Here is a 25,409-nt window from a genome sequence, read left to right as displayed (position 1 = left end):
GCCCGGGATAATGATCCGTTCGTCCCTCTCGGTTTGTGGCGGCAACGAGCGAGGGCGTATCCTTACGAAGTTGACTTATGCCTTCGCGGCATTTCTCCCGCCAGATATCGTCTCCGGTCGCCCACGTCCCGGTGACACGACTCCCGGAGTGACACTATGAGCAAGCGCACCTTCCAGCCCAACAACCGCCGCCGCGCCAAGAAGCACGGCTTCCGCGCCCGCATGCGCACGCGCGCCGGCCGCGCCATCCTCTCGGCCCGCCGGGCCAAGGGGCGCGACACCATTTCGGCCTGACTTCTCCGGTGCTCTCCAGAGCGAACCGCCTCACCCGCGGACTCGACTACCGCCATGTGGTACGACGGGGAAGACGCTGTGCGGGAGCCCACATCGTGACGCACGTCGTTTCCCATGCGGGGGGCGGCGTGCGCTTCGGTTTCATCGTCGCCAAAAACGTCGGGTCTGCCGTCACGCGCAACACCGTCCGGCGGCGGCTGAAGGCCGCCTGTCAGGCTCTTCTTCCCGCGATCGGAGACGGCAAGGATGTCGTCATCCGCGCCCTGCCGACGTCGTCGCTCGCCGACTACGCCACGTTGCACGCCGAGGTGCGGCGATGCCTGGAGCGGGCGGCATGATGGGCGATCCGCTTCCCGTCGCGATGACGGGTCATGCGCACCTCGATCCCGCGCGCGGGTTGGCGGCCCTCGCGCTCGCTCCGCGCAACCTCGGCATCGCCGCCCTTCTGGCCTACAGGGCCGTGATCTCCCCGATCTACGGCGATGTCTGCAAGTACTACCCGACGTGCTCCGCATACGCCGTGGGTGCGGTGCAGCAGCACGGGCTCGTCATCGGTGCGGCCAGAGCAGCCCGCCGCCTGGCCGGCTGCCACCCCTGGGCGCACGGCGGAATCGACGACGTGCCCGCCCACCCGCGCTTCCGGCATGAGCTGACCCCTCGCGGGTTCGTCGTGCCCGCTCCCCCGAGAAAGGACTGATCCGTGCCGGATCTTTTCGGAATCATCCTCTGGCCGCTCAAATGGGCGGTAGAGCTCGTGCTCGTCGCGTGGCACTGGCTGTTCACCACCATGGGTCTGCCGGCCGCGGAGGGCATCACGTGGGTGCTCTCGATCGTGGGCCTCGTCATCGTGGTGCGCGCCGCGCTGATTCCCCTCTTCGTCCGGCAGATCAAGAGCCAGCGGAAGATGATGGAAATCGCTCCTGAACTGCGAAAAGTTCAGGAGAAATACCGAGGCAAGCGGGACCAGCTCTCTCGGGAGGCCATGAGCCGCGAGACGATGGCGCTGTACAAGAAGCACGGCACGACACCCGTCTCGAGCTGTCTGCCGCTGCTCGTGCAGATGCCGATCTTCTTCGCCCTCTTCTCCGTGCTGAACGATGTGCAGAAGATCGGGGCCAATCCGGACTTCAGTGGTGTGGGGCTCCTCGACAACGAGCTGACCCGGGAGTTCTACGACGCGCGGCTGTTCGGCGTCGCGTCGCTGCACGAGACCCTCATCAACGCGGTCGAGAGCAGCAACACGGTGGCGATCGTCATCCTGGTGATCCTCGTCGCCCTCATGATCGTGTCGCAGTTCTTCACTCAGCTGCAGATCATCTCGAAGAATCTGTCGCCGGAGGCCAAGACGGGCCAGGCGTATCAGATGCAGAAGATCATGCTGTACATCCTGCCGCTGGCGTTCATCTTCTCGGGCGTCTTCTTCCCGCTCGGTGTCGTCATCTACTGGTTCACCTCCAACATCTGGACGATGGTGCAGCAGTTCATCGTCATCCGCGAGATGCCGACGCCGGGCTCGGATGCCGCGAAGGCGCGCGAGGAGAGACTCGCGCGCAAGGGCAAGGCGATCAACGCCGAGGGCAAAGTCGTGCCCATGGCCAAGTACCTCGAGGAGCAGGAGCGCCTGCGTATCGAGGCCGAGAAGGCGAAGGCGGCAGCCCCCAAGCGGCAGCAGCCCGTCAGCAAGCAGCGCGCCAAGAAGCAGGGCGGAAAACCTGCGGGTGGGGCGCCCTCGAAGCCATCGGCGGGTGGGGCCGGCGGACCGTCGTCATCGGGTGACCCCGACGGCGGCGCGAGTGCCCCCGCGGCCCGCTGACGCGAGTACAGCCTGCCCGAGAGCGGAAGTGTGAGAGGACGATCATGACGACGACATCTGGAGCCGAGACCACGGAGTCCGGTACCGACGAGCCCACGGTGGCCCACCTGGAGCAGGAGGGTGACGTCGCGGCGGACTACATCGAGGAGCTGCTCGACATTGCCGACCTCGATGGCGACATCGAGCTGGACGTACGCGATGGCCGCGCATACGTCTCGGTGGAGGCGAGCGAGGAGGGATCCGGCGCCCTTCGTGTGCTTTCAGACCCCGAGACGGTGCGGGCGCTCCAGGAGCTGACGCGCATCGCGGTGCAGAGCAAGACGGGTCGCTTCTCGCGCCTGATCCTCGACATCGGCGGATCGCGCGACACGCGCCAGAGCGAGCTTGAGCAGCTCGTCGCCCGCGCCATCGAGCGCCTCGGCGACGGAGCGGGACAGGCGTCGCTGCCGGCGATGTCGAGCTACGAGCGAAAGTTGGTCCACGACATCGTCGCAGAGCGGGGATACGTCTCCGAGTCGTACGGTGAGGGCGCCGATCGTCACACGGTGATCCGCCGCGCTTGACGCGTTCCACGTGAAACATCCATGAGCGACCTCGAGATCGAACCCGACGCCGCCGCGGCGTTGTTCGGCGACCGCGTCGACGTCGCTCGTGCTTTCGTGGCCAACCTCGCGCAGCACGGCGAAGAGCGGGGCCTGATCGGACCACTCGAGTTGCCTCGACTGTGGACGCGGCACGTGCTGAACAGCGCGGTGATCGCACCGCTGTTCGTGGCCGGGGGCCGAGTAGGCGATGTCGGGTCGGGCGCCGGACTGCCCGGGCTCGTGCTCGCGATCGCTCGCCCCGACATCTCTTGGGTCTTGATCGAGCCGATGGAGCGCCGCGTCGCCTGGCTCACGGAGCAGGCCGCCGACCTGGGCCTGCAGAACGTCGAGGTCGTCCGCAGTCGCGCGGAGGACTTCCGCCCCACGCCCCCGCTCGACCAGGTGACGGCCCGCGCCGTCTCGGCCCTGCGCACGCTCATTCCGCTGACGGCGCCGCTCGCCCGCCCGGGCGGTGAACTCGTGCTGCTCAAGGGCGCGGCGGCGGCGGCGGAGATCGGTGCCGCGGAGAAGCAGATCCGTCGCTTCCGACTCACGGATGTCCGCGTCGAGGTCGTCGGCGAGGGTGTCATCTCCGAGCCGACGCGCGTCGTGAGGGCGACACTGCCGCTCTGAGCCGCGGTGAGAACAAGAACCCCCGGTGTGTCTGAGGTGGTCGCCCTGCGGCACGCGGTCCCGTTGTTTCACGTGAAACCCGGGGCGCCGCGGCGGGTTGGCTGGGACGCACCCGGAGGTCCGCCGACTCAGGATGAGCATCGTCATCGACGGAAGGCGGCGTGCAGTGGCGGGGCGAGTGAGGCGGCGTTCACCTCGAGGTCGTTGCCCCGGTGCGCTCCGCCTGCCCGCAGATCGGCCAGTGTGGCGGCCGGCCGGCTGACGGACCTCGGCGAGGAACGGGTGGTTTCCAGCATGATCGCCGTCACAGGAGTCTCACGAGCCCGGGGACGGTGAATACGATGCCCCGCGAGTACGAGCGGGTGTTGCACGTGCAACGTCACTGCGAGGCCGAGGGCCGATGCGGGCGGCTGCTCGTGGGTGATTGGGGCGGTTTCACGTGAAACATCCGGCTTGCGGCGGCGTTCCGCGGGCGACGGGAAGCCTGACGTGGGACGACCTCCCGAACAGCGATGTATGTGGTCTTGCTCGCGCGTTCGTCTCTACGAGGAAGGCGCTCGAGGTTTCACGTGAAACATCCGGAGGTGCGGCACTCCACCTCTCTGCTCGACCCGGGACGCACGCGTTTTACGTGAAACACCGAGCGTTCTGTGCGGCACGCTCTGGGTTGGCGGGCGGCGTCGGCGCGAGCGCTTAGAGTGGTTCAGGTCCCCCGAACATGTAGTGGAGCGTTTCACGTGGAACATTCCGAGCGCGCGCAGCACACCGCATCCGCGTCTCTCGATGACACCCCGCTCGCTCGGGAGCTGGCCGACCTCAGTGCCCGGCGCCGCGCCCTCGAGGGGGTCGACGTCGATCTGCCCGTCGACACGCGCATCATGACCGTGTCCAACCAGAAGGGCGGGGTCGGCAAGACGACGACGACGGTGAACATCGCGGCAGCGCTCGCATCACTGGGTGCGAAGGTGCTCGTCGTCGACCTCGACCCGCAGGGAAACGCCTCGACGGCACTCGGCGTCGTGCACACCGCGGAAACGCCCAGTGTGTACGACGTGCTGATCGACGAATTCCCTCTCGCCGACATCGTGCAGCAGAGCCCGGAATCGCCACGTCTCCTGTGCGCCCCCAGCACGATCCATCTCGCGGGCGCGGAGATCGAGCTGGTGTCGCAGGTGGCGCGCGAGCACCGTCTGCGATCGGCCCTCGATGACTTCCTGGCGTCGCAGGAGGAGCCGATCCACTTCGTCATCATCGATTGCCCCCCGTCGCTCGGGTTGCTGACGATCAACGCGTTCGCGGCCGCGGATGAGGTCTTCATCCCCATCCAGTGCGAGTACTACGCGCTGGAGGGCCTCAGCCAGCTCCTCGGCAGTGTGCGCATGATCCAGAAGCACCTGAATCCCCCCCTTCACGTCTCGACCATCCTGCTGACGATGTACGACGGGCGCACCAAGCTCGCCCAGCAGGTGGCGGAGGAGGTTCGCTCGCACTTTGCCGACCAGGTGCTGCGCACCGTCATTCCGCGTTCGGTGCGGGTGTCGGAGGCGCCGAGCTTCGGCCAGACCGTCATCGCGTACGACGGCCAGTCGGCCGGCGCCATCGCCTACCGCGAGGCCGCGGTCGAGATCACACGTCGAGGGGTGCCCGCCCCGGCACGCACCGCTCAGCAGGAAGGAGCGAGCTGATGCCCGCGAAAAGAACAGGACTCGGCCGGGGTATCGGCGCGCTCATCCCCACGAGCGAGTCGGAGTCGCGCCCCGTGGATGTGTTCTTCCCCGGCGCATCGCGCACAGCGGCCGTCTCGGCCGACGAGGTCGCGACCGACGTGATCGCCCCGCCGACGCTCGACGGCCACGCCCCGGCATCCGGGAGCGCGGATGCCGGGGCCGCCGCGGGAGAGGAGGAGCTCGTCGATGTGCCCGGCGCGCGGCTCGTCCACCTCGACCCGCACTCGATCGTCCCGAACCCCCGCCAGCCCCGCACGCACTTCGACGCCGACGAACTCGCCGAGCTGATCCACAGCGTGCGGGAGTTCGGCGTGCTGCAGCCCGTCGTCGTCCGTCCGAGCGACGACCAGCCCGATACGTACGAGCTGATCATGGGAGAGCGCCGCACCCGCGCGGCGCGCGAAGCCGGGCTGGAGTCCATTCCCGCCGTCATCCGCGACACGGCCGAGGAGCACCTGCTCCGCGACGCGCTGCTGGAGAACCTCCACCGCTCTCAGCTGAACCCGCTCGAAGAGGCATCCGCCTACCAGCAGCTTCTGGAGGACTTCGGCATCACCCAGGAGGAGCTCGCCACGCGCATCGGACGATCGCGCCCGCAGATCTCCAACACCATCCGCCTTCTCCGCCTTCCCGTTCCCGTGCAGCAGCGGGTCGCGGCCGGGGTGCTGTCGGCGGGCCACGCGCGGGCGATCCTGTCGCTCGAGGACGGCGACGCGATGCAGCGCCTGGCCGACAAGGTCGTCAACGAGGATCTCTCCGTGCGTGCCACGGAGGCGGCCGCGAGAAGCGGCGTCGACTCCAAGCGCGCACGGCCGCAGGCGGGCACGCGCCGTGGTCACCTCGACGAGGTGGCGGAACGGGTGGGCGACCGGCTCGACACCCGCGTGCGCATCTCTCTGTCGGCAAAAAAAGGCCAGATCGTGATTGATTTCGCTTCCATCCAGGACCTCAATCGCATCATCGGAGAGATGGGCGTGGACGCCTACGGCGCCGTCTGACCTCGCGTCTCGAGAACGACGAGAGCCCCGCCGACAACGCGCCGGCGGGGCTCTCGTGACTCGGAGGTCGTCAGCCGATGAACGGCTTGAGGTCCTGCTCGAGCGCGAACTTGGGCTTCGCGCCGATGATCGTCGTCTTCACCTCGCCGCCTTCGAAAACCTTCATGGCAGGGATCGACGTGATCTGGTACTTCATGGCCAGATCGGGGTTCTCATCGACGTTGAGCTTGAGGATCGTGATCTTGTCGGGGTTCTCCGACTGGATCTGATCGAGAACGGGCGCAACCATGCGGCAGGGTCCGCACCATTCGGCCCAGAAGTCGACGAGCACGGGACCCTCGGCCTGGAGCACGTCCTGCTCCCAGGTGCCCGAGGTGGTGGCCTTGGCGGTCATGATGTCTCCTTGTTCGGGGTTCACGGGGGGCCAACGCGCGTCGGCCGGGAATTGTTCCGCCTATGCGACGGCGGCGTCGGCCTTCTGCTCCGCCTGAGCGAGCGCGGCCAGGAAGTGCTCGGCATCCAGCGCCGCGACCGTTCCGCTGCCGGCCGCCGTGACGGCCTGACGGTAGGTGGGGTCGATGACGTCGCCCGCGGCGAAGACACCGGGGACGGTCGTGCGCGAAGAACGGCCGTCGACCTTGATCGTGCCCTCAGGGGCGAGCTCGAGCTTGCCGTGCACGAGGTGGGTGCGGGGGTCGTTCCCGATCGCGACGAAGAGACCGTCGAGGGGCAGCTCGCGAGTCGTGCCGTCCTCGGTGGAGCGCAGCACGACGCCGCTCACGGCGTCCTCGCCCAGGATGTCGGCGATCTCGGCGTTCCAGATGAACTCGATCTTCGGGTCGGCGAATGCCCGCTCCTGCATGATCTTCGACGCACGCAGGGTGTCCTTGCGGTGGATGATGTACACCTTCGAGGCGAACCGCGTGAGGAAGGTCGCCTCCTCCATGGCCGAGTCGCCGCCGCCGACGACGGCGATCGTGCGCTCCCGGAAGAAGAAGCCGTCGCACGTGGCGCACCACGACACGCCCCGACCGGACAGGCGCTCCTCGCCCTCCAGGCCCAGCTTGCGGTAGGCGGACCCGGTCGCGAAGATCACCGCGGATGCCTCGTGCACCGCACCGCTGCCGAGCGTGACCTTCTTCACGGCGCCGTCGAGGTCGAGCTCCACGACATCGTCGTAGAGCACCTCGGCGCCGAACTTCTCGGCCTGCTCGCGCATCTTGTCCATGAGCTCGGGGCCCTGGATGCCCTCGGGGAACCCGGGGAAGTTCTCCACCTCGGTGGTGTTCATCAGCTCGCCGCCGGCCTCGACGGAGCTGGCGACCACGAGCGGCTCGAGGTTGGCGCGCGCGGCGTAGATGGCGGCGGTGTACCCCGCCGGACCGGAGCCGATGATGATGACCTGACGCACGTGTGTTCCTTCCTCAGCGCTGTCGTGACGTTCAGCAGCGTGCAACACATCGTAGCCCGCGCCCATTCCAGGCCCCCGGCGAGGTTTCGGAGACCGGAAGGGTTGGCACGCCCGTCATGACGCGTTCACCCGCCGGATCACCGGCGGAAGCGGCGCACGACGCTTCCGAGCACCGCCAGCTCGGGCGCACGGAAGGCCGCGAGGACGGCGACGTACACGGCAGCGACGACCGCGCCGATGACGATCGTGCCGACGACGGCCAGGGGCACGGATGCCGCGGCCCAGCCCCCGACGCCCCCGAACGCGAGGAAGAGGCCCCACCCGGCCGCTCCCGCGGGCAGGCCCGCCGCGAAGAAGCGCGCGAGCGATCCGAGCGTCGCGGTGAGCTCGAGGCGACCGAGCTTGCGCCGGAGCAGCCAGATGGCGAGGGCGAGCTGCACGAGACCCGCGAGCGACTGGCCGAGCGCGATGCCGGCCGCGAGCCGCTCGATCGGCAGCACGGCGGAGGCGGCGACGGCCGTCACGACGACGAGCACCGCCTGCACGAGGGTGAAGACGAAGGGGCGCACGGTGTCGCCGTAGGCGTAGAAGGTGCGCTGCACGATGTAGAGGATCGAGAGCGGGACGAGCCCGACGAGGTACGCACCCAGCACGAGGGCGAACTCCGCGGCATCCGGCGCCGATTCCGAGAAGATGCGCGAGACGGTGACCGACGCCGCGGCGACGGCGGCGAGGGCTCCGACCATGAAGAAACAGACGCTGCGGATGCTCGCCGCGAGATCGGTACGCACCTCGTCGTGGCGGCCCGCGGCGGCGTGCTCGCTCAGCTGCGTGAAGTAGGGGGTGCCGATCGAGACGGCGATGACCGAGTACGGGAGGATGAAGATGAACCACGCGTAGTTCATGGTCGCGATCGACGGGGCGATCTCCGAGGCCTGGCTGGCGATGCGCGTCTGCACGAGGCCCGCGATCTGGCCGACGATCACCATGAGGAACGTCCACCATGCGAGCGTTCCCATGTGGCGAAGGCCCATGCCCCGCCACGCGAAGTCGGGCCGGACGCGCAGGCCGGCGCGACGCCAGAAGGCGACGAGCAGCAGCGCCTGTGCGGCGATCCCGAGCGTCGCGGTTCCGGCGAGAACCGTGATCATGTCCGCCGACCAGTCGAGCACGTCGGAGCGGTGCGGCCCGAAGAGGGCGATGAAGATGCCGAACCCGGCGATCGACACGACGTTGTTGACGATCGGGGCCCACGTGTACGGCCCGAACACGCGACGCGCGTTGAGGGTCTCGCCCACGAGCGCGTACAACCCGTAGAAGAACAGCTGCGGCAGGCACCAGTACGCGAACGCGACCGTCAGCGCGTACTGCGCACCCGCGAACGTGGCGAACAGCTGCACGAGCCAGGGTGCCGCGAGCGTCGCGAGGCCCGTCGTGACGACGAGTACGACCGTCCCGAGCGTCAGCAGCTTGGAGACGAACGCGCCGCCCCCGTCGGCGTGCGCGGCCGCCCGCACGATCTGGGGAACGATCACGCCCGTGAGGATGCCGGTGGAGATGATCGCGTAGATGTTGTTCGGAAGCTGGTTGGCGATGGCGAACGCATCGGCCGCTCCCGAAGCGACGGATCCGAGCGCGAGCACCAGCACGACCGAGCGCACCAGTCCGGTCACCCGGGATATCAGGGTGCCGGCGGCGAGTACGGCGCTCGCGCGGCCGAGGCTAGCCACTCGTCTCCTCCGCCCGCTTCGCGCGCCGGCGCCGCAGGACCGTGCGCACGACCCCCGTCGCGATGAAGCCGACCACGAGCACCGAGAGCACGACGATCCCGATCGCCTCCCACTCGGCGCGCACCTGCACCTCGGCGACGCGCTCCGGGCCCACCTGCTCCGACGTGGGGCTCAGCAGCCGCAGCGAGATGTCGACCTCGCCGCTGCCGACTCGGGCCCGCACGGGCACCTGCACACGCGTGTTCACGCCCGGCTCCGCCCGCACGACGGTCGTGCGCTCGACATCCAGGCGCAGGTTGTCGGGCACCGCGACGAGCACGACGTTGGCGGCCCAGGGAAGATCGTTGCGCACGAAGAACTGCAGGCCCGCCTCCGGGCTGATGAGCTGGATCGTGGAGGGCGGCTGCAACTCGACGGCGGTGAGCGTCGCCTGCGTCTGTTCCGCGTGGTCCGCCATCGCCGCCGGCCACTCCTCGTCGTCGAACCAGCCGGCGCCGATGAGCTGCAGGATCGCGGTGCGCTCGGGTTCGAGCATCAGCGAGGGCTCGTCGATGACGGCCGAGAAGACCTCCAGCCGCTCTTCGCCGACGAGCAACCGCTGCAACGCTTCCACGTGTTCGGCCGGGGCGGGGGCGAGCGCCCTGGTGGGAGTGGCTTCGGCGGCGCGCAGCTCGTCCCAGCCGAGGGGGGCGGTACCCAGGTAGCCCGACACCCCGCCGAGGGCGGTCTGCAGGCCGAATGCGGATGCCTCGTCGAGGCGGTCCACGGCGAGCAGGACCGGACCGGAGGCCCGCGTCGTGGCGAGGGCAAGGTGAGCGGAGAGGGTCGACAGCGCCTCGGCGCGCGACGTGTCGCCGGGCTCGGCAGCGGCGGTCAGTGCGGCCGAGGCGGCGGAGTCGTAGACGAGGACGTCGGCGTCGCCCACGGTTCCCGCGGCGGTGACGGTGTCGCGCTCGGCGGCGTCGGAGGCGAGCAGCGTCAGCGGATCGGGGGTGTCTCCGGATGCTTCGGCCCAGGCCGCGAGGGTCTGCACGACGCCGTCGTCCGCGTGTCCCTCGGCGGGCCAGAAGACACCGCTGCGGGCGCCGGGGATCTCGGTCAGCTCCGCGAGGTCGGGGAGGACGGGCTCACCTCCGTCGTCGGGTTCCCCCGTCGGCGCCGGGGACGGGGTCGCCGGCGCGCCGGTGGGGGCGGGGGTGGGCGTCGCGGTGTCCTCGGCGACGTCGGCCGGGTCCACGGCGTAGGCGAGCCCCCGCGGCTCGAGCAGGCCGGAGAGCCCGGCATGCACCTGGGTCGCGACATCCGCGTCTGCGAACTGCAGGGCGAAGCGGGTGTTCGGCAGGGCCTCCAGCCGGGCCAGCCATTGCGTCGACGACGCGGGGGCGGCGGTGCCCAGAACACGGATGGAGGCGACGATCGCGGGATCGATCGCGAGGACGGCCGCGGATCCCGACACGCCGTCGACCAGCTGTGTGAGCCGACCGTCTGCGGCGGTCAGGGAAACGAGCTCCTCCGCGCTCAGCAGGCCCGTCGTTCGGGGGCCCGCCGTGATCGGCACGACGATGCCGACGGGGGCGGTGGCCGGCGGGGCGGCCGTATCGAGCAGCACGATCGCCCCGCGGGCCGGCTCGCTCGCGCCGACGGCGGCCTCGATGGGGTAGACCCCGGGTGCGAGGCCCGCCCAGCCGGGCGTCTCGGCGGCGATGCTGGACGTGATCGCGACGCTCTCGCCCGCGGCGATGGCGGGGACGGGCTGCCGGTCGATCACGGCCGTTTCGAGATCCGTGGTGTTCGCGAGCCACCCGTCGAGGATCGCCGGGTCTGTGATCGGCGCCGTGCCCACCGAGACGCCCGCCGTCGTCGGCTCCAGCTCGGCATCCGACGGGTTCTCGGCCACGACCGACACCGACAGCGGCTCGCCGGTGCGTACGAGACCCCGGTTCAGGGCGGCGACGGTGACGAGGGGGGCGTCCCCGGCATCCGCCGTCGCCGTCGGGTTCGGCGTGGGCAGCGGGGCCGCGCTCGCGCCCGGGGCCGCCGGTGCACACAGCGCCAGCAGCGCCAGCGCGAGCATCGCGAAGAAGATCGCGAGCCGGGCGCGGGGGCGGGATGCGGATGCCGCGCACGCGGATCCGGTCCGCACGCCGGAACCAGAATGGGGGTGCGTCACGGTCAGTCCGGGGTCAGCTGGGGTGCGAGGGCGCTCGCACGTTCCGCCCGATTCTACGGTGGCGGCAGCCGGGCTCCCTGAGCGGGCGCGCGCGCCGCGATTGAATGGAGGAGTGATCCCCGAACCCTCCCCGTCCCTGTGTGCCGCGCTCGCCGCCGATCTGGATGCCGCGGGCTACACCTCCGCGCGGCTGCGGGCCCTGTGGGGCGTGGTGGCCGACGAGGCGCTCGGCCGGGGCCGCGCGCTGCCGGTGCGCCGCGCGCTGGCCCGCGTCGATGACGCCGCCGCGACGCTGGCACGCCTGTTCTGGCTCGGCGACCCCGTCTCCTCGGGCGAGCTGGAGCGGGCTCTGCCGCGCTGCGGTGTCGCGGGACTCGTGGCGCTGGGACTCGCGCGGGAGGATGCCGCGGGGATCGTCCCGCTCGCGGTGGTGCGCCCGCAGGCGTTCGTCGACGACGCGGGCGCCGGCGAGTGGTGGATCGCGAGCGACCTCGACGAGGTGGCGCTCGGCGGACCGATCGCGCCCGACCACGTGCTCGGCGTCGGTGGCGCGTCGATGACGCTCGCGGGGCTGCAGCTGCCCGTGCCGGCGGACCGTGTGTTGGATCTCGGGACCGGCTGCGGCATCCAGGCGCTGCGGGCCCGCCGGGCCGCCGAGGCGGTCGTCGCGACCGACGTCTCCGAGCCAGCGCTGCGCTTTGCCCGGCTGAACGCCCTGCTCAACGACGTGGCCGGGGTGCAGACCCGGCACGGGAGCCTGTTCGAGCCCGTTGCGGGCGAGAGCTTCGATCGCATCGTCTCCAACCCGCCCTTCGTCATCACTCCGCGGGCCACGGGGGTGCCCGCCTACGAGTACCGCGACGGCGGATTGGAGGGCGACGATCTCGTTCGGGCCGTCGTCACGGGCGCGGGAACCCACCTCTCGCCCGGGGGGACGGCGCAGCTGCTCGGCAACTGGGAGTACCGGGACGGGGAGGACGGGCTCGAGCGCGTGCGGGAGTGGGTGGCCCTCTCGCCCGTCGCGTTGGATGCGTGGGTCATCGAGCGGGAACGCCTCGACCCCGTCGCCTACGCCGAGCTGTGGATCCGCGATGGCGGCACGGTGCCGGGCAGCCCGGGCTACGACGTCCTGCTCTCGGCGTGGCTGGACGACTTCGCGGCGCGGGGGGTCGACGAGATCGGCTTCGGCTACATCCTGCTGCGCCGCCCTCGGGAGGGACGCCCGACGCTCGCCCGGTACGAGCGCGTGGCGCAGCCGGTGGCCGAGCGCGCGCTCGGGGCGCACCTGGCGGCGTGCCTCGTGGCGCACGACCGGCAGCGCGCGCTCGACGACGACGGGCTCGCGGCATCCGTCCTGCAGGTCGCCGACGACGTGACCGAGGCCCGCCACCACCTGCCGGGTGCCGCCGACCCGAGCGTCATCGAGCTGCGGCAGGGCGGTGGCTTCTCCCGCACGATCCCCGTGGACCCCGCGCTCGCGGCCCTCGTCGGCGCGTGCGACGGCGAGCTGCCGGTCGGACGCCTGATCGACGCGATCGCCCAGCTGATGGAGGTGGATGCCGCGGCGCTGCGCGAAGACCTGCTGCCGCGCGTCCGGGACCTGCTCGGCGACGGGCTGCTGCGCTTCGCGGGCTCGTAGGCCCCCGTGCACGACGGGCGGGGCGCGTGCGGCTCCGTGGGGCGGGTGCGCCGCTGGGTAGGCTGGGAGGCATGGTGAGCATGGCCGAGGGCCTCGCGCGACTCGAGGCCCTGGCGGCCTCGCCCGTCGTCGCGACGCTCGCCGACGCGTTCGCCGGCGCCGGGTTCGAGTTCGCCGTCGTCGGCGGCCCCGTGCGGGACGCCTTCCTCGGCCGGGCCACCAACGACCTCGACTTCGCGACCGACGCCCGGCCCGACGACATCCTCCGCATCGTCACCCCGATCAGCACGGCGCAGTGGGACATGGGGCGCGACTTCGGCACGATCGGCGCGCGGGTCCGGGGCGAGCAGGTCGAGATCACGACCTATCGCGCCGACGCGTACGACGGCGCCTCGCGCAAGCCCGTCGTCGCGTTCGGCGATTCGCTCGAGGCCGATCTCGGCCGCCGCGACTTCACCGTGAACGCCATGGCCCTGCGGGTCCCGGAGCGCCGCCTCGTCGATCCGACGGGAGGGGTGGAGGATCTCCTGGCGCGCGTGCTGCGCACCCCGGCATCCCCCGACGTCAGCTTCGGAGACGATCCGCTGCGGATGCTGCGGGCCGCCCGTTTCGCGGGGCAGCTCGGGTTCGCCGTCGATGCGGCCGCGCTCGAGGCCATGGCGCGCATGCGCGAATCGCTCTCGATCGTCAGCGCCGAGCGCGTGCAGGGCGAGCTGGTGCGGCTGCTGCAGTCGGCCGACCCCGTGCTGGGCCTGCGCATCCTCGTCGACACGGAGCTCGCCGAGGTGTTCCTGCCGGAGGTCCCCGCCCTCCGCCTCGAGGTCGACGAGCACCACCACCACAAGGACGTCTACGAGCACTCCCTCACGGTGCTGCGCCAGGCGATCGACCTCGAGCGCGTGCGACGACCCGGCACGGCGCCCGACCTCGTGCTGCGCCTGGCGGCGCTGCTGCACGACATCGGCAAGCCCGCGACGCGCAAGCTCGAGCCCGGAGGGGGCGTGAGCTTCCACCATCACGACGTCGTCGGGGCGCGCCTCGCCCGCAAGCGCCTGAGCGCGCTGCGGTTCGACACCGCCACGACCGCGGCCGTCACGCAGCTGATCGAGCAGCACCTGCGCTTCTTCGGCTACGCGGAGGGCACCTGGACCGACTCCGCCGTGCGCCGGTATGTGCGGGACGCGGGAGAGAACCTCGAGCGCCTCCACATCCTCACGCGGGCCGATGTCACGACCCGCAACAAGCGCAAGGCCGCCCGGCTCCGCTCGGCGTACGACGACATCGAGCGCCGGATCGACGAGTTGGCCGCGCAGGAGGAGCTCGACGCGATCCGCCCCGAGCTCGACGGCAACCGCATTCAGGAGGTGCTGGGCCTGCGGCCCGGCCCTCAAGTGGGTGCCGCCTACCGGTTCCTGCTCGACCTGCGGCTCGATGAGGGCGTGCTCGGCCCGGACGAGGCGGAGCGGCGCCTGCGGGAGTGGTGGGCCCAGCAGGGCTGAGACCCGGTCGCTTCAGGCCCGCCGCGCGTCCGCCCGCAGCGTCGACGCGTGCGCGAGCGCGTCTGCGGCCAGGCGGGCCGACGTGTCGGCGTCGCGCATCCACAGGGGGACGGCGACGCTCGGGATGCCGTCGGCCGTGAGCGCCGGGCCGGATGCCGCGTCCTCCTCCGCCACGAGCCAGCCATCGAGCAGCCCCCCTCGCGAGCGCGCTCCGTAGTGCCGGGCGACGGCCGCGGCATCCGTCTCCACGCCGATCGCGGCGAGGCACGAGTCGGCCATGCCCCGCACGGCGGCCCCGCCGATGATGCCCGACACGCCCACGACGGGGGCCGGGGCCCGGCGGAGGGCGTCGCGCATGCCGGGGATAGCGAGGATCGGACCGATCGAGACGACGGGGTTGGAGGGCGCGACCAGGACGACGTCGGCCGCCCCGATGGCGGCGAGGGCGGCCGGTGCGGGGCTCGCCTTCGCGATCCCCGCATGTTCGAACCGGATCGCCGGCAGCGAGGCGCGGTGGCGGGTCCACCACTCCTGGAAGTGCATCCGGTCGCCGCCCTCGACGACGACGTGCGTGTCGATCTCGTCGTCGGTGGCGGGGTGCAGCGTGACGCCGAGGTCCCACCTCGTACCGAGCCGGCGGGCGACCTGGCTCGGGGTCTCGCCCGCGCGCAGCCACGCCGTGCGCGCGAGGTGGGTGCCGAGGTCGAGGTCGCCGAGCGTGAACCACGGCGGGGTGACGCCCCACGCCTGCAGCTCGGCGGCGACGCGCTCGCTCTCGCCGCGGCGGCCCCACCCGCGTTCGTCGTCGTTCTCGCCGGCGAGGGTGTAGAGGAGGGAGTCGTGGTCGGGCCAGATGCGCACTCCCGCCAGCCACCAGTCGTCGCCGGTGTTGACCACGACGTCGATCCGCTCGATGTCGCCGGAGCGCCGCGCGTGCTCGCGCACGCCTCGCGCGAACCGCGCGCCGCCCACGCCGCCCGCCAGCACCGTCACCTTCATGGGGACAACGCTAGCCGCGGCATCCGGTGGGCAGCCGACCGCGCCGTTGCGGGCGAGATCGATCGTCGACGTCAGGCCCCTGGGCCGGGACAGAGATGGCGGGTATCCTGTGCGAACCGTCACTGGAGATGGGGGGCGCATGCCGTCGCCGTGGTCGCCGCGCCGGGAGGTCTCGCCGCAGACGTCCCGTCTGCTGATCGAGCGCGCGCACGACGAGCTCGTGCTGGGCAATCCCGGCGATGAGCGGCTGCGCGATGTCCGGCCGCTCGTGCGGGAGTCATGGCGACGCTCGCTCGCGGGCATGGTCGGCGCCGAGGCTCTGCCACCCGTCGCCCTGACGGCCGAGGAGTTGGAGGAGTACCGCCGCACGCATCCGCTCGCGGGGGCCCTCGAGATGATCCGCGCCCTCCTGCTCCCCGGTGATGCCGCGGACGCCGGCGTCGCCGTCGCCGTGGGGGATGCCGCGGGCAGGCTCCTCTGGGTGGAGGGCGATCGGCACGTGCGCAACCTCACGGGAGAGATGGGTTTCGTGGCCGGCGCCAACTGGTCGGAGGCGGCGGTCGGCACGGCGGCTCCGGGCACGGCGCTCGCGCTCGACCGGTCCGTGCAGATCCACGGCGCCGAGCACTACAACCGGCTCGTGCAGCCCTGGAGCTGCACGGCGGCCCCCGTGCACGATCCGGAGACCCGGCGCATCCTCGGGGTGATCGATGTCACGGGCGGGGCCAACGCCGTCACCCCTCAGGCGCAGCTTCTCGTGGATGCCACGGCGCGCGCCGTCGAGGGAGAGCTGCTCGTCGCGCGCCTGCGTGCCCGGGAGCAGGCCGCGTCTCCCGCTCGACGACGCCCGCGTCCGCCCGCCGCCGAGCCGACGCGCTCGACGCTGCGTGTTCTCGGCCGATCGCGCGCGCTGCTGGAGGTGGCCCGGGAGGGCGGCGACACGGTGACGGAACTGAGCGCCCGTCACGCCGAGATCCTCGTCATGCTCGCCACCCACCGCCAGGGGCTCTCGGCGGAGGCTCTCGCGGACCTGGTCTACGGCGCGGGCGCCGGACCCGAGACGCTGCGACCCGAGATGGTGCGGCTGCGGAAGGTGCTCGAGCGCGTCGCCCCTCACCTCGTGCCGGCCTCGCGCCCGTACCGGCTGCTCGCCGACCTCGAGACTGACGCCCACCAGGTGCTGTCGCTCTTGGACCGGGGCGCCCACCGCGTCGCGCTCGCCGCCTACCGGGGCGCCGTGCTGCCGGAGTCGGTGGGACCCGGCGTGGAGGACTTCCGCCAGGGGGTGCACCTCGCCCTCCGCGAGGCCCTTCTCGCGGAGGCGCGGGTGGACGTCTTGCTGGCGTACGCCGACACCGAGGCGGCGGCCGACGACGCCGAGGTGCTGCAGCTCTGCCTGCGCCTGCTGCCCTCCCGCTCGCCGCGGCGCGCGGGGCTCGTGGCGCGTCTGGAGCGCCTCGAGGGCTGACACGGCGGCGGCGCTCGGCCCGCGGCCGGATGCGCGGGGCCCCGCCCGGGGCGTGCAACGGAATGCAACGTTGCGCGGCATAGCGTTGTGCCACCTGCCGCGGCCTCACGCCCGGCACTCATGACACGTCGAAGGAGACAGACATGACCATCGTCGAAGAGGGCGTCTCGAGCGTCTACGCCGCTCCCGGCCAGCGCGGGGCGCTCGCCGAGTACCGCTCCCGCTACGGGCACTACATCGGCGGCGAGTTCGTCGAGCCGGTGAAGGGCCAGTACTTCGAGAACATCTCCCCCGTCACGGGCAAGCCGTTCTGCGAGGTCGGCCGCGGCACCGTCGAGGACATCGACCGAGCCGTCGACGTCGCCTGGAAGGCGTTCGCCTCCTGGGGCAAGACGAGCCCGGCCGAGCGCGCGAACATCCTCAACAAGATCGCCGACCGCATCGAGGAGAACCTGGAGAAGATCGCCGTCGCCGAGACGTGGGAGAACGGCAAGCCGATCCGCGAGACGCTCGCCGCCGACATCCCCCTCGCCGTCGATCACTTCCGCTACTTCGCCGGCGTGCTGCGGGCGCAGGAGGGGTCGCTCAGCCAGCTCGACGAGGACACCGTGGCGTACCACTTCCACGAGCCGCTCGGCGTCGTGGGTCAGATCATCCCCTGGAACTTCCCGATCCTCATGGCGACGTGGAAGCTCGCCCCCGCTCTTGCGGCAGGCAACTGCATCGTGCTCAAGCCGGCGGAGCAGACCCCGGCATCCCTTCTCTTCCTCTTCGACATCATCGGCGACCTGCTGCCGCCGGGTGTCGTGAACATCGTCAACGGGTTCGGGATCGAGGCGGGTGCGCCGCTCGCGCAGCACAAGCGCATCCGCAAGGTCGCGTTCACGGGTGAGACGACGACGGGGCGCCTGATCATGCAGTACGCGTCGCAGAACCTGATCCCCGTGACCCTCGAGCTCGGTGGCAAGAGCGCGAACGTCTTCTTCGAGGACGTCGCCCGGGCCAAGGACGACTACTACGACAAGGCCCTCGAGGGTTTCACGTTCTTCGCCCTGAACCAGGGCGAGGTCTGCACGTGTCCGTCGCGGGCGCTCATCCAGCGCTCCATCTACGAAGGGTTCCTCGGGGACGCGCTCGAGCGGGTCGGCAGGATCGTTCAGGGCAACCCGCTCGACCCCGCGACGATGATCGGCGCCCAGGCATCCAACGACCAGCTCGAGAAGATCCTGTCGTACATCCAGATCGGCAAGGAGGGCGGCGCGAAGCTGCTCGCCGGCGGCGAGAGGGTGGACCTCGGGGGCGATCTCGCGGAGGGCTACTACGTGGCGCCGACCGTGTTCGAGGGGACGAACGACATGCGCATCTTCCAGGAGGAGATCTTCGGGCCGGTGGTTTCGGTCACCTCCTTCGACGGGTTCGACGAGGCCATGTCGATCGCGAACGAGACGCTCTACGGCCTCGGCGCGGGGGTGTGGAGCCGCAGCGGCGACACGGCGTACCGCGCGGGGCGCGGCATCGAGGCCGGGCGCGTGTGGACGAACACGTACCACCAGTACCCGGCGCACGCGGCGTTCGGCGGGTACAAGCAGTCGGGCATCGGGCGGGAGAACCACCTCAAGATGCTCGATCACTATCAGCAGACGAAGAACTTGCTCGTGTCGTACGCCGAAGGGCCCATGGGCTTCTTCTGATCCGAGCGGGGGGCGGGCATCCTTTTTCCCCCCGGGTGCCCGCCCCGACGCCGCCACACCCCGTCGTCCGCAATGTACACCCCGCGATGCCGAGCGTCATCGCGGACGAAGGGGCCCACAGCGAGGCTCGAGAGGAGCGCAGACATGACCGAACGCGTCGCCGCGACGGATGCCGCGGCATCCCTTCTGCGGCAGTTGACCACCCAGCACGGACCTCTCATGTTCCACCAGTCCGGCGGCTGCTGCGACGGCAGCGCACCGATGTGCTACCCCGTCGGCATGTTCGTGACGGGTCCCTCCGACGTGCTGCTCGGCACGATCGACGCCGGCCTGGACGACCCGATCGAGGTCTACATGTCGGAGTCGCAGTTCGAGTACTGGAAGTACACACACCTCACCATCGACGTGGTGCCGGGGCGAGGGGCCGGGTTCAGCGTCGAGGGGCCGACGGGGATGCGCTTTCTCATCCGTTCGCGGATGCTGAGCGAGCCGGAGCTCGCCGACCTCGGCGTGGGCTGACGGCGGCGCGCGCCCCGCACGCGGGCGGGGCGCCGGAGCGCCGGGGCCGTTTCACGGCAGACTGGGCGCCGCGGGCGGTGGCGGAACGCCCCCGATGACGGAGCGACCGGAGGACGTGGCGGTGACCGAGAAGCGGGAGCATGCGGGCGAGGCTCGGGCCGACGCGGTCGGCGGCGGGGTGAATGCGCGCTCGACCCCCGGTTCCCCGGCATCCGCGCGGATCGGCTAGAGTAGAGAGGTTGTCTGGCGGTGGCCCTGTCCGCGTAAGCCCGAGACACGTGCACACACCCTCCTGCTGCCGGGAGATGCCCGGCAGCCGTTCTAGTCCGAAGGAGGTGGGTTAGTGACGCACTCGCACCAGTACGAGCTCATGGTCATCCTGCAGCCCGAGATCGACGAGCGTACGGTCGCCCCGAACCTTGACAAGTTCCTCAAGGTCATCACGAATGACGGCGGCACGATCGACAACGTCGACATCTGGGGTCGCCGGCGCCTGGCGTACGAGATCCAGAAGAAGAACGAAGGCATCTACGCCGTCGTGAACTTCACCGCCACGAGCGAGGCCACGCAGGAGCTGGACCGCCAGCTCAAGCTCTCCGAAGCCGTCATGCGCACCAAGGTGCTGCGTGCCGAGGAGGCCATCGCGCTCGTCGCCGCCGAGAAGAAGCGCTCCGAGGAGAAGGCCGCCCGCAAGGCCGCCGCTCCCGCCAAGGCAGCGAAGGCGTAAGTCTGATGGCCGGCGAGACGATCATCACCGTCGTGGGAAACCTCACGGCCGACCCCGAGCTGCGGTACACGCAGAACGGGCTCCCTGTCGCGAACTTCACGATCGCGTCGACGCCGCGCACGTTCGACCGTCAGGCAAACGAGTGGAAGGACGGCGATGCGCTGTTCCTCCGCGCGAGCGTCTGGCGTGACTTCGCCGAGCACGTCGCGGGTTCGCTGACGAAGGGCGCGCGGGTCATCGCGACCGGGCGTCTGAAGCAGCGCAACTACCAGGACCGCGAGGGCAACAACCGCACCTCGATCGAGCTCGAGGTCGACGAGATCGGCCCCTCGCTCCGCTACGCCACGGCGCAGGTCACCCGCGCGCAGGGCGGCAGCGGCGGTGGCGGTCAGAACCGCGGCCAGGTGGCCGACGAGCCGTGGGCGACGCCCGCGCAGTCGAACACCGGCGGCGGCGCAGACGGCTGGAGCGCCCCCGGCGCCTACGGCGACGACACCCCCTTCTGAACGATTCCGGATGCCGCGCCGGCCGCCCCCGCGCGTGACCTGCGGCATCCGACCCTCACCCAAAGGAAAACCACATGGCTGGAAAGTCAAGCGGCGACCGCCGCAAGCCGCGGAAGGGCGCGAAGAACGCCGCTCCCGCGAAGCCGACCCGCGTCGGCGTCATCGACTACAAGGATGTCGCCACGCTTCGCAAGTTCGTCTCGGAGCGCGGCAAGATCCGTGCCCGTCGTATCACCGGTGTCTCGGTGCAGGAGCAGCGCCTCATCGCGACCGCGATCAAGAACGCCCGCGAGATGGCGCTCCTGCCCTACGCCGGCGCTGGCCGCTAAGGAGTTCTCATGTCGAAGCTGATTCTCACGAGCGAGGTGGCCGGTCTCGGCAGCGCCGGTGACGTCATCGAGGTCAAGAACGGGTACGCCCGCAACTACCTCATCCCCCAGGGCTTTGCCGTTGCGTGGTCGCGCGGTGGCGAGAAGCAGGTTGCGTCCATCCGCGCAGCCCGCGAGTCGCGCGCGATCCACGATCACGAAGAGGCCCTCGCCCTCAAGTCGAACCTCGAGGGTTCCTCCGTCCGCCTGGCCGTCACGGCCGGCAAGGAGGGTCGCCTGTTCGGTTCCGTCAAGACCGGCGACATCGCCGATGCGGTCAAGGCCGCGGGTCTCGGCGACCTGGACAAGCGCAAGATCCACATCACGTCGCCGATCAGGTCGATCGGCGAGCACGAGGCCACGGTTCGTCTTCGCGACGACGTGACCGCCGTGATCACGCTGGTGGTCGTCGCGGCCAAGTAGGCGCGCCCGGCACGGATGCCGCGGGTCCTTCGGGGCCCGCGGCATCCGTCGTCTGGGCTCAGGCGCGGAGGCGATGCGTACGCGCCGCACCCACGCACAGCCCCAGTCCCGCCAGGAGCGGGATCAGCGCTGCCAGGGCGAGCTGGCCGAGGGGCGTTGAACCCGTCGAGGCGAGGGTCGTCGACCCGACGGACGCGAGCATCGCTCCCGATGCCTGGCCCGTGATGGCCGACCCTCCGGTCCCGGTGCTGCCGGGGCTGCCGGGTGTGCCCGGAGTGCCCGGGGTGCCTGGGGTGCCGGGAGCCCCGGGGGTTCCGGGCGTACCCGGGGTGCCGGGGTCACCGGGTGCACTCGTCACGGGATCCGTCGTCGTGCTGTCGCCGCCGACGGAGACGGCGTTGCCGCCCAGCGTGACCGGCGTGCCGCCGGTCCGAGCCGAGGTCGCCGTGCCGGAGGATTCGCTGTCGCCGAGGACGGAGATGGCGTTGCCGCCGACGGTGATCGGCATCTGCACGGGCGCAACCAGCTGGGTGCCTCCGGCGATGCCGTCTTCGCCGGTTGTCGCGGGCTCGCCGGTGGTGTCTCCGGCTGCCGGGGCGGGTGCCGCGGTGGTGCCTTCGCTCTCGCTGTCGCCGAGGACGGAGATGGCGTTGCCGCCGACGGTCACCGGCGCCTGCACGGGCGCGACGACCTGGGTGCCGGAGGCGATCCCGTCCTCGCCGTCCGTCGTGGGGGCGGTGTCGGCCGGTGCCTCGGAAGGCGCCGGAGCCTCGGCGGGCGCGGATGACCCGGTGGTCGCGCCATCGCTCGAGCTGTCCCCGACGACGGAGATCCCGTTGCCCGAGACGGTGACGGGGACGTCGACCTGGATGATGGCCTGGCTCCCCGACGCGGCCCCGTCGGCACCCGAGGTGGATCCCGCCGGTGTGGGCGCCGCGGGTGCGGGAGCGGTCTCGGCATCCGCGGTCTCGCTGTCGCCGATGAGCGACACGGCGTTGCCGCCCACCGTCACCGGGGCCGTGATGCCGATGAGGCCCTGCGTGCCGGAGGCGAGGCCGTCTTCGCCGGAGGTGTCGGCGGCGTGAGCGATGCCGGTGCCGACGAGGGCGATGCCGCCCCCGAGAAGCGCGCCGTACAGCGCGCGCGTGATGATCCTTCGCATGATGTCTTCTCCTGAGTGACTGAGTGGGGTCGGGGCGCCGGTCGGCGCGCCGATGGCTTCTGCCGCACGCGGAGGCGCGGCGGAAGCTCCCTCAGTCAGGGGTGACGTCGGTGGCGAATGTCGGTGGAAGCGGTGCGCGGCGGGGCGCGCGGAGCGCCCGACCGCCGCGCCGCGGCGCGGGGATCAGGACGGCGCCCAGAAGCGCGCCCACGAGCGCGAACCCGGCGCCGCCCACCGCAGCACCCGAGCTCGCGGGCGCGATCATGAGCGACCAGGCGAGGAACAGTGGGTCGGTCGGGGCAGCGGCGCCGTGCCGAGGGCCCGACGCGGCTGAGCCGGCGATCAGAGAGGGCGCAGACGCAGAGCTCGCGAGCGGGGTGACCGCGGCGGCGGGGGCGAGGGCGACGTTGCCCGCTGTGTCGCCGGGGCCGGGCTCGTTCAGCAGGGACCCGACGGGAGCGTTTACCCACGGGGCATCCCGTGTCGGAGCGGGGTGCAGCGCCTCTGGGAGCGGGATGGCGAGGCCCGCGTCCGCGCCGGGAGTGCCTACGACCGCAGCCAGAGTGTCATCGAGCGAGGCGGCCAGCGCGCCGAGTGCCGAGGGCAACCCGAGCGCGGAGCTGAGGTGCGAGAGAACGGGTGCCGAGGCGACGAGTTCGTCCGCGGGCTCGACGACAGCTGCGACGGGGGCGGATGCGGCGGCATCCCCGACCGTTTCGACGACGCCGCCCACCGCGGTGTCGACGGTGGAGGCGAGGCCGTGGGCGACGGAGCCGACGGCGGTCGCGGGCGACGGAGGCGGGGGCGCGGGAGCGACATCGTGGGCGGGAGGCGCCGGTGCGGAGGGCGCGACCGTCTCCACGACGGAGGTGACGGCGGGATCCGCCGCACCGACGACCCCGCCGAGGGTGTGCTCCACGGCATCCACGGTCTGGGAGACGACCCCGAGCAGGCCCGAGCCGTCATCGCCCTCGTCGGCCTGTGCCGCCGCGGGAATGAGGAAGGCGAGGGCGGTGCCGAGCGCCGCGCCGCCCAGGCAGAGCAGCGCGAGCCGCCGCCACCTGCCATCGCCGGTCGTCTCTGCGACGTCCATGACCTCACCCCCCCGGTGGACCTTGCGTCGAATGCGTATACCGCATCAGATTCGAGAGAAGGTACGCCCGATCGCATGCGACGTAAACCCCCCGGTCGCACGGCGAATCGCCCCTGTCCTCCGAATGGGGGACACGTTTTGCACAACCATTGGGGAGAAAAGCGCAAGTCTCAATCCCCGGTTCAAGGTGCTGTGAATCCACAGGCTGTGAAGCATATAAAGCCTGATCCAGAGGGATAAAAAAGTGTCCATCCGGCGACTTCCCGGGCGTTTTCCACAGGTGTTGTGCACAGGTCCGGCGGCGTGTCGGCGATTTTCTCCACACAGTTATCCACAGGCCGTCTTGCGGTGCGAAAAAGGCGCCCCTAACGTGAGGGAGCGCACTTTCGGGGGAGTACCGGGTCTGTCGATCCGGCGGGTGTCGGAGGCTGCTGCTGTGCTGGTGCGGGAACGCCGGCGGGGCGCAGTCGTCGCCCGGCGTCGAGAAATGTGCGCACGGCAGAGGTGCGCGTCGAAGCGCTCCGCGGAGCGCGGCAGGACCGGGCGCAACGAACAGCCGGCAGGCGGAAGGGAGTGCGGTGTCGATCGCGGACATCTCGGACGACCGACTCGGGGGAGCACCACGCTCCAGCGAGCGCACCCCGCCCCACGACATCCTGGCGGAGCAGTCCACCCTCGGCGGCATGCTGTTGTCGAAGGATGCCGTCGCCGACGTCATCGAGACGCTGCGCGGCGTCGACTTCTACGTGCCCAAGCACGAGGTCATCTTCGACGCGGTGCTCTCGCTCTACTCGCACGGCGAGCCCACCGACGTCGTCGCCGTCACGGATGAGCTGATCAAGAACGGCGACCTCCAGCGCTCCGGCGGCGTCGACTACCTCCACACGCTCACGTCCATCGTGCCCACCGCGGCCAACGCCGGCTACTACGCATCGATCGTCGCCGAGCGCGCACTGCTGCGCCGCCTGGTCGAGGCGGGCACGCGCATCGTGCAGATGGGCTACGACGGCCAGGGCGAGGCGGCCGACCTCGTCAACAACGCCCAGTCCGAGATCTACCAGGTCACCGGCACGCAGACCGCCGAGGACTACGTCCCACTCACGGTCGCGGTGGATGCCGCGGTCGAGGAGATCGAGGCGGCCCGCGGCCGCGACGGCATGATGATGGGCGTGCCGACGGGATTCCAGGAGATGGACGATCTCACCAACGGTCTGCACCCCGGCCAGCTGATCATCATCGCCGCCCGACCCGCCCTCGGTAAGTCGACGCTCGCGCTCGACTTCGCGCGTGCCGCCGCGATCGGTCACAACCTGCCGACGATCTTCTTCTCGCTCGAGATGGGGCGCAGCGAGATCGCCATGCGCCTCATGAGCGCGGAAGGCGCCGTGCCGCTGCACACGATGCGCAAGGGGTCGCTCGACTCGCGCGACTGGACGACGATCGCCGCCACCCGCGGCCGCATCAACGACGCGCCCCTGTACATCGACGACAGCCCGAACATGACCCTCGTCGAGATCCGCGCCAAGTGCCGCCGGCTCAAGCAGCGTGCCGGCTTGAAGATGGTGGTCATCGACTACCTGCAGCTCATGACGAGCGGTAAGCGCGTGGAGAGCCGCCAGCAAGAGGTGTCGGAGTTCTCCCGCGCGCTCAAGCTGCTCGCGAAGGAGCTGCAGGTTCCCGTCATCGCGCTCTCACAGCTGAACCGCGGGCCGGAGCAGCGGCAGGACAAGAAGCCCGCGATCAGCGATCTGCGCGAGTCGGGCTCGCTCGAGCAGGACGCCGACATGGTCATCCTGCTCCACCGCGAGGCGGCCTACGAGGCCGACAGCCCGCGCGCCGGCGAGGCCGACCTCATCGTGGCCAAGAACCGTAACGGCCCCACGCGCACTGTGACCGTGGCGTTCCAGGGCCACTTCTCGCGCTTCACGGACATGGCGCCGGCGGTCTGAGGCCGG

25 protein-coding genes are annotated in these 25,409 nt (G+C 70.9%); 18 read left to right on the top strand and 7 right to left on the bottom strand.

What is annotated here, in order from left to right; translation table 11 throughout:
* Nucleotides 1–156: 156 nt before the first annotated feature.
* From rpmH to RYJ27_RS13450, 8 genes are all read left to right on the top strand, one after another.
* Nucleotides 157–294 (top strand): 50S ribosomal protein L34, encoded by a 138-nt coding sequence (gene rpmH, locus RYJ27_RS13485; protein ID WP_330170766.1) that lies wholly within the window; start codon nucleotides 157–159, stop codon nucleotides 292–294.
* Nucleotides 295–302: 8 nt separating this feature from the next.
* Nucleotides 303–632, top strand: a complete 330-nt coding sequence (gene rnpA / locus RYJ27_RS13480) for a ribonuclease P protein component (RefSeq protein WP_330170765.1) — start codon at nucleotides 303–305, stop codon at nucleotides 630–632.
* A gap of 23 nt (nucleotides 633–655) precedes the next feature.
* Nucleotides 656–991: a membrane protein insertion efficiency factor YidD gene (gene yidD, locus RYJ27_RS13475; protein ID WP_330172067.1), complete on the top strand. Its 336-nt coding sequence runs from the start codon at nucleotides 656–658 to the stop codon at nucleotides 989–991.
* A gap of 3 nt (nucleotides 992–994) precedes the next feature.
* Nucleotides 995–2,107: a membrane protein insertase YidC gene (gene yidC, locus RYJ27_RS13470; RefSeq protein WP_330170764.1), complete on the top strand. Its 1,113-nt coding sequence runs from the start codon at nucleotides 995–997 to the stop codon at nucleotides 2,105–2,107.
* Between the two features lie 44 nt (nucleotides 2,108–2,151).
* Nucleotides 2,152–2,670, top strand: a complete 519-nt coding sequence (locus RYJ27_RS13465) for a Jag family protein (RefSeq protein WP_330170763.1) — start codon at nucleotides 2,152–2,154, stop codon at nucleotides 2,668–2,670.
* A gap of 21 nt (nucleotides 2,671–2,691) precedes the next feature.
* The gene (rsmG, locus tag RYJ27_RS13460; RefSeq protein ID WP_330170762.1) at nucleotides 2,692–3,324 is read left to right on the top strand and encodes a 16S rRNA (guanine(527)-N(7))-methyltransferase RsmG; all 633 of its coding nucleotides are present in this window, start codon (nucleotides 2,692–2,694) and stop codon (nucleotides 3,322–3,324) included.
* Nucleotides 3,325–4,061: 737 nt separating this feature from the next.
* Nucleotides 4,062–5,009, top strand: coding sequence for a ParA family protein (locus tag RYJ27_RS13455; RefSeq protein ID WP_330170761.1), 948 nt, complete (start codon nucleotides 4,062–4,064; stop codon nucleotides 5,007–5,009).
* Entirely contained in the window at nucleotides 5,009–6,049 is a 1,041-nt protein-coding gene (locus RYJ27_RS13450; protein WP_330170760.1) for a ParB/RepB/Spo0J family partition protein, read from the top strand. The genes RYJ27_RS13455 and RYJ27_RS13450 overlap by 1 nt, the downstream gene beginning before the upstream one ends.
* A gap of 70 nt (nucleotides 6,050–6,119) precedes the next feature.
* Here RYJ27_RS13450 and trxA read toward each other — a convergent pair whose 3' ends face one another.
* The 4 genes from trxA to RYJ27_RS13430 form a co-directional block, all read right to left on the bottom strand.
* Nucleotides 6,120–6,443 carry a thioredoxin gene (gene trxA / locus RYJ27_RS13445; protein WP_330170759.1) on the bottom strand — a complete coding sequence of 108 codons (324 nt, stop codon included), beginning with the start codon at nucleotides 6,441–6,443 and terminating at the stop codon, nucleotides 6,120–6,122.
* A 60-nt stretch (nucleotides 6,444–6,503) separates the two neighbouring features.
* Nucleotides 6,504–7,460: a thioredoxin-disulfide reductase gene (gene trxB / locus RYJ27_RS13440; RefSeq protein ID WP_330170758.1), complete on the bottom strand. Its 957-nt coding sequence runs from the start codon at nucleotides 7,458–7,460 to the stop codon at nucleotides 6,504–6,506.
* Between the two features lie 137 nt (nucleotides 7,461–7,597).
* On the bottom strand, nucleotides 7,598–9,190 hold the full coding sequence (gene murJ / locus RYJ27_RS13435; RefSeq protein ID WP_330170757.1) for a murein biosynthesis integral membrane protein MurJ: 1,593 nt from the start codon (nucleotides 9,188–9,190) through the stop codon (nucleotides 7,598–7,600).
* Nucleotides 9,183–11,333, bottom strand: coding sequence for a DUF6049 family protein (locus RYJ27_RS13430; RefSeq protein ID WP_330170756.1), 2,151 nt, complete (start codon nucleotides 11,331–11,333; stop codon nucleotides 9,183–9,185). The genes murJ and RYJ27_RS13430 overlap by 8 nt, the downstream gene beginning before the upstream one ends.
* A 139-nt stretch (nucleotides 11,334–11,472) precedes the next feature.
* On the opposite strand from RYJ27_RS13430, the gene RYJ27_RS13425 reads away from it, so the two are divergent.
* The gene (locus RYJ27_RS13425) at nucleotides 11,473–12,999 is read left to right on the top strand and encodes a DUF7059 domain-containing protein (RefSeq protein ID WP_330170755.1); all 1,527 of its coding nucleotides are present in this window, start codon (nucleotides 11,473–11,475) and stop codon (nucleotides 12,997–12,999) included.
* A 71-nt stretch (nucleotides 13,000–13,070) separates the two neighbouring features.
* The gene (locus tag RYJ27_RS13420; RefSeq protein ID WP_330170754.1) at nucleotides 13,071–14,498 is read left to right on the top strand and encodes a CCA tRNA nucleotidyltransferase; all 1,428 of its coding nucleotides are present in this window, start codon (nucleotides 13,071–13,073) and stop codon (nucleotides 14,496–14,498) included.
* Between the two features lie 12 nt (nucleotides 14,499–14,510).
* Here RYJ27_RS13420 and cofD read toward each other — a convergent pair whose 3' ends face one another.
* A complete protein-coding gene (cofD, locus tag RYJ27_RS13415; RefSeq protein ID WP_330170753.1) occupies nucleotides 14,511–15,497 on the bottom strand; it encodes a 2-phospho-L-lactate transferase in 987 nt (328 codons plus the stop codon).
* Nucleotides 15,498–15,636: 139 nt separating this feature from the next.
* Here cofD and RYJ27_RS13410 point away from each other — a divergent pair, with 139 nt between their 5' ends.
* From RYJ27_RS13410 to rplI, 7 genes are all read left to right on the top strand, one after another.
* On the top strand, nucleotides 15,637–16,965 hold the full coding sequence (locus RYJ27_RS13410; RefSeq protein WP_330170752.1) for a GAF domain-containing protein: 1,329 nt from the start codon (nucleotides 15,637–15,639) through the stop codon (nucleotides 16,963–16,965).
* A 143-nt stretch (nucleotides 16,966–17,108) separates the two neighbouring features.
* Nucleotides 17,109–18,656 (top strand): acetaldehyde dehydrogenase ExaC, encoded by a 1,548-nt coding sequence (gene exaC / locus RYJ27_RS13405; protein ID WP_330170751.1) that lies wholly within the window; start codon nucleotides 17,109–17,111, stop codon nucleotides 18,654–18,656.
* 144 nt (nucleotides 18,657–18,800) lie between these two features.
* A complete protein-coding gene (locus RYJ27_RS13400) occupies nucleotides 18,801–19,175 on the top strand; it encodes a DUF779 domain-containing protein (RefSeq protein ID WP_330170750.1) in 375 nt (124 codons plus the stop codon).
* Between the two features lie 370 nt (nucleotides 19,176–19,545).
* On the top strand, nucleotides 19,546–19,902 hold the full coding sequence (rpsF, locus tag RYJ27_RS13395; protein WP_330172066.1) for a 30S ribosomal protein S6: 357 nt from the start codon (nucleotides 19,546–19,548) through the stop codon (nucleotides 19,900–19,902).
* 5 nt (nucleotides 19,903–19,907) lie between these two features.
* Complete coding sequence (locus tag RYJ27_RS13390; RefSeq protein ID WP_330170749.1) at nucleotides 19,908–20,408, top strand: single-stranded DNA-binding protein; 501 nt, start codon at nucleotides 19,908–19,910, stop codon at nucleotides 20,406–20,408.
* Nucleotides 20,409–20,482: 74 nt separating this feature from the next.
* Nucleotides 20,483–20,737, top strand: a complete 255-nt coding sequence (gene rpsR, locus RYJ27_RS13385) for a 30S ribosomal protein S18 (RefSeq protein ID WP_292815389.1) — start codon at nucleotides 20,483–20,485, stop codon at nucleotides 20,735–20,737.
* A gap of 9 nt (nucleotides 20,738–20,746) precedes the next feature.
* Nucleotides 20,747–21,199, top strand: coding sequence for a 50S ribosomal protein L9 (gene rplI / locus RYJ27_RS13380; RefSeq protein WP_330170748.1), 453 nt, complete (start codon nucleotides 20,747–20,749; stop codon nucleotides 21,197–21,199).
* 58 nt (nucleotides 21,200–21,257) lie between these two features.
* Here the strand turns inward: rplI and RYJ27_RS13375 are convergent, their stop codons facing one another.
* Together RYJ27_RS13375 and RYJ27_RS13370 are read right to left on the bottom strand one after the other, a co-directional pair.
* Entirely contained in the window at nucleotides 21,258–22,361 is a 1,104-nt protein-coding gene (locus tag RYJ27_RS13375) for a chaplin family protein (RefSeq protein ID WP_330170747.1), read from the bottom strand.
* Between the two features lie 91 nt (nucleotides 22,362–22,452).
* Nucleotides 22,453–23,454 carry a hypothetical protein gene (locus tag RYJ27_RS13370; protein WP_330170746.1) on the bottom strand — a complete coding sequence of 334 codons (1,002 nt, stop codon included), beginning with the start codon at nucleotides 23,452–23,454 and terminating at the stop codon, nucleotides 22,453–22,455.
* 578 nt (nucleotides 23,455–24,032) lie between these two features.
* Between RYJ27_RS13370 and dnaB the strand changes: the two genes are divergently transcribed.
* On the top strand, nucleotides 24,033–25,403 hold the full coding sequence (gene dnaB / locus RYJ27_RS13365) for a replicative DNA helicase (RefSeq protein ID WP_330170745.1): 1,371 nt from the start codon (nucleotides 24,033–24,035) through the stop codon (nucleotides 25,401–25,403).
* Nucleotides 25,404–25,409: the final 6 nt, after the last annotated feature.

The sequence above is a fragment of the Microbacterium limosum genome (genome assembly GCF_036324365.1).
Classification (GTDB): Bacteria; Actinomycetota; Actinomycetes; order Actinomycetales; family Microbacteriaceae; genus Microbacterium; species Microbacterium limosum.
The sequence above is the reverse complement of the archived record's forward strand: the minus strand, read 5'-3'. Positions and strand labels throughout refer to the sequence as shown.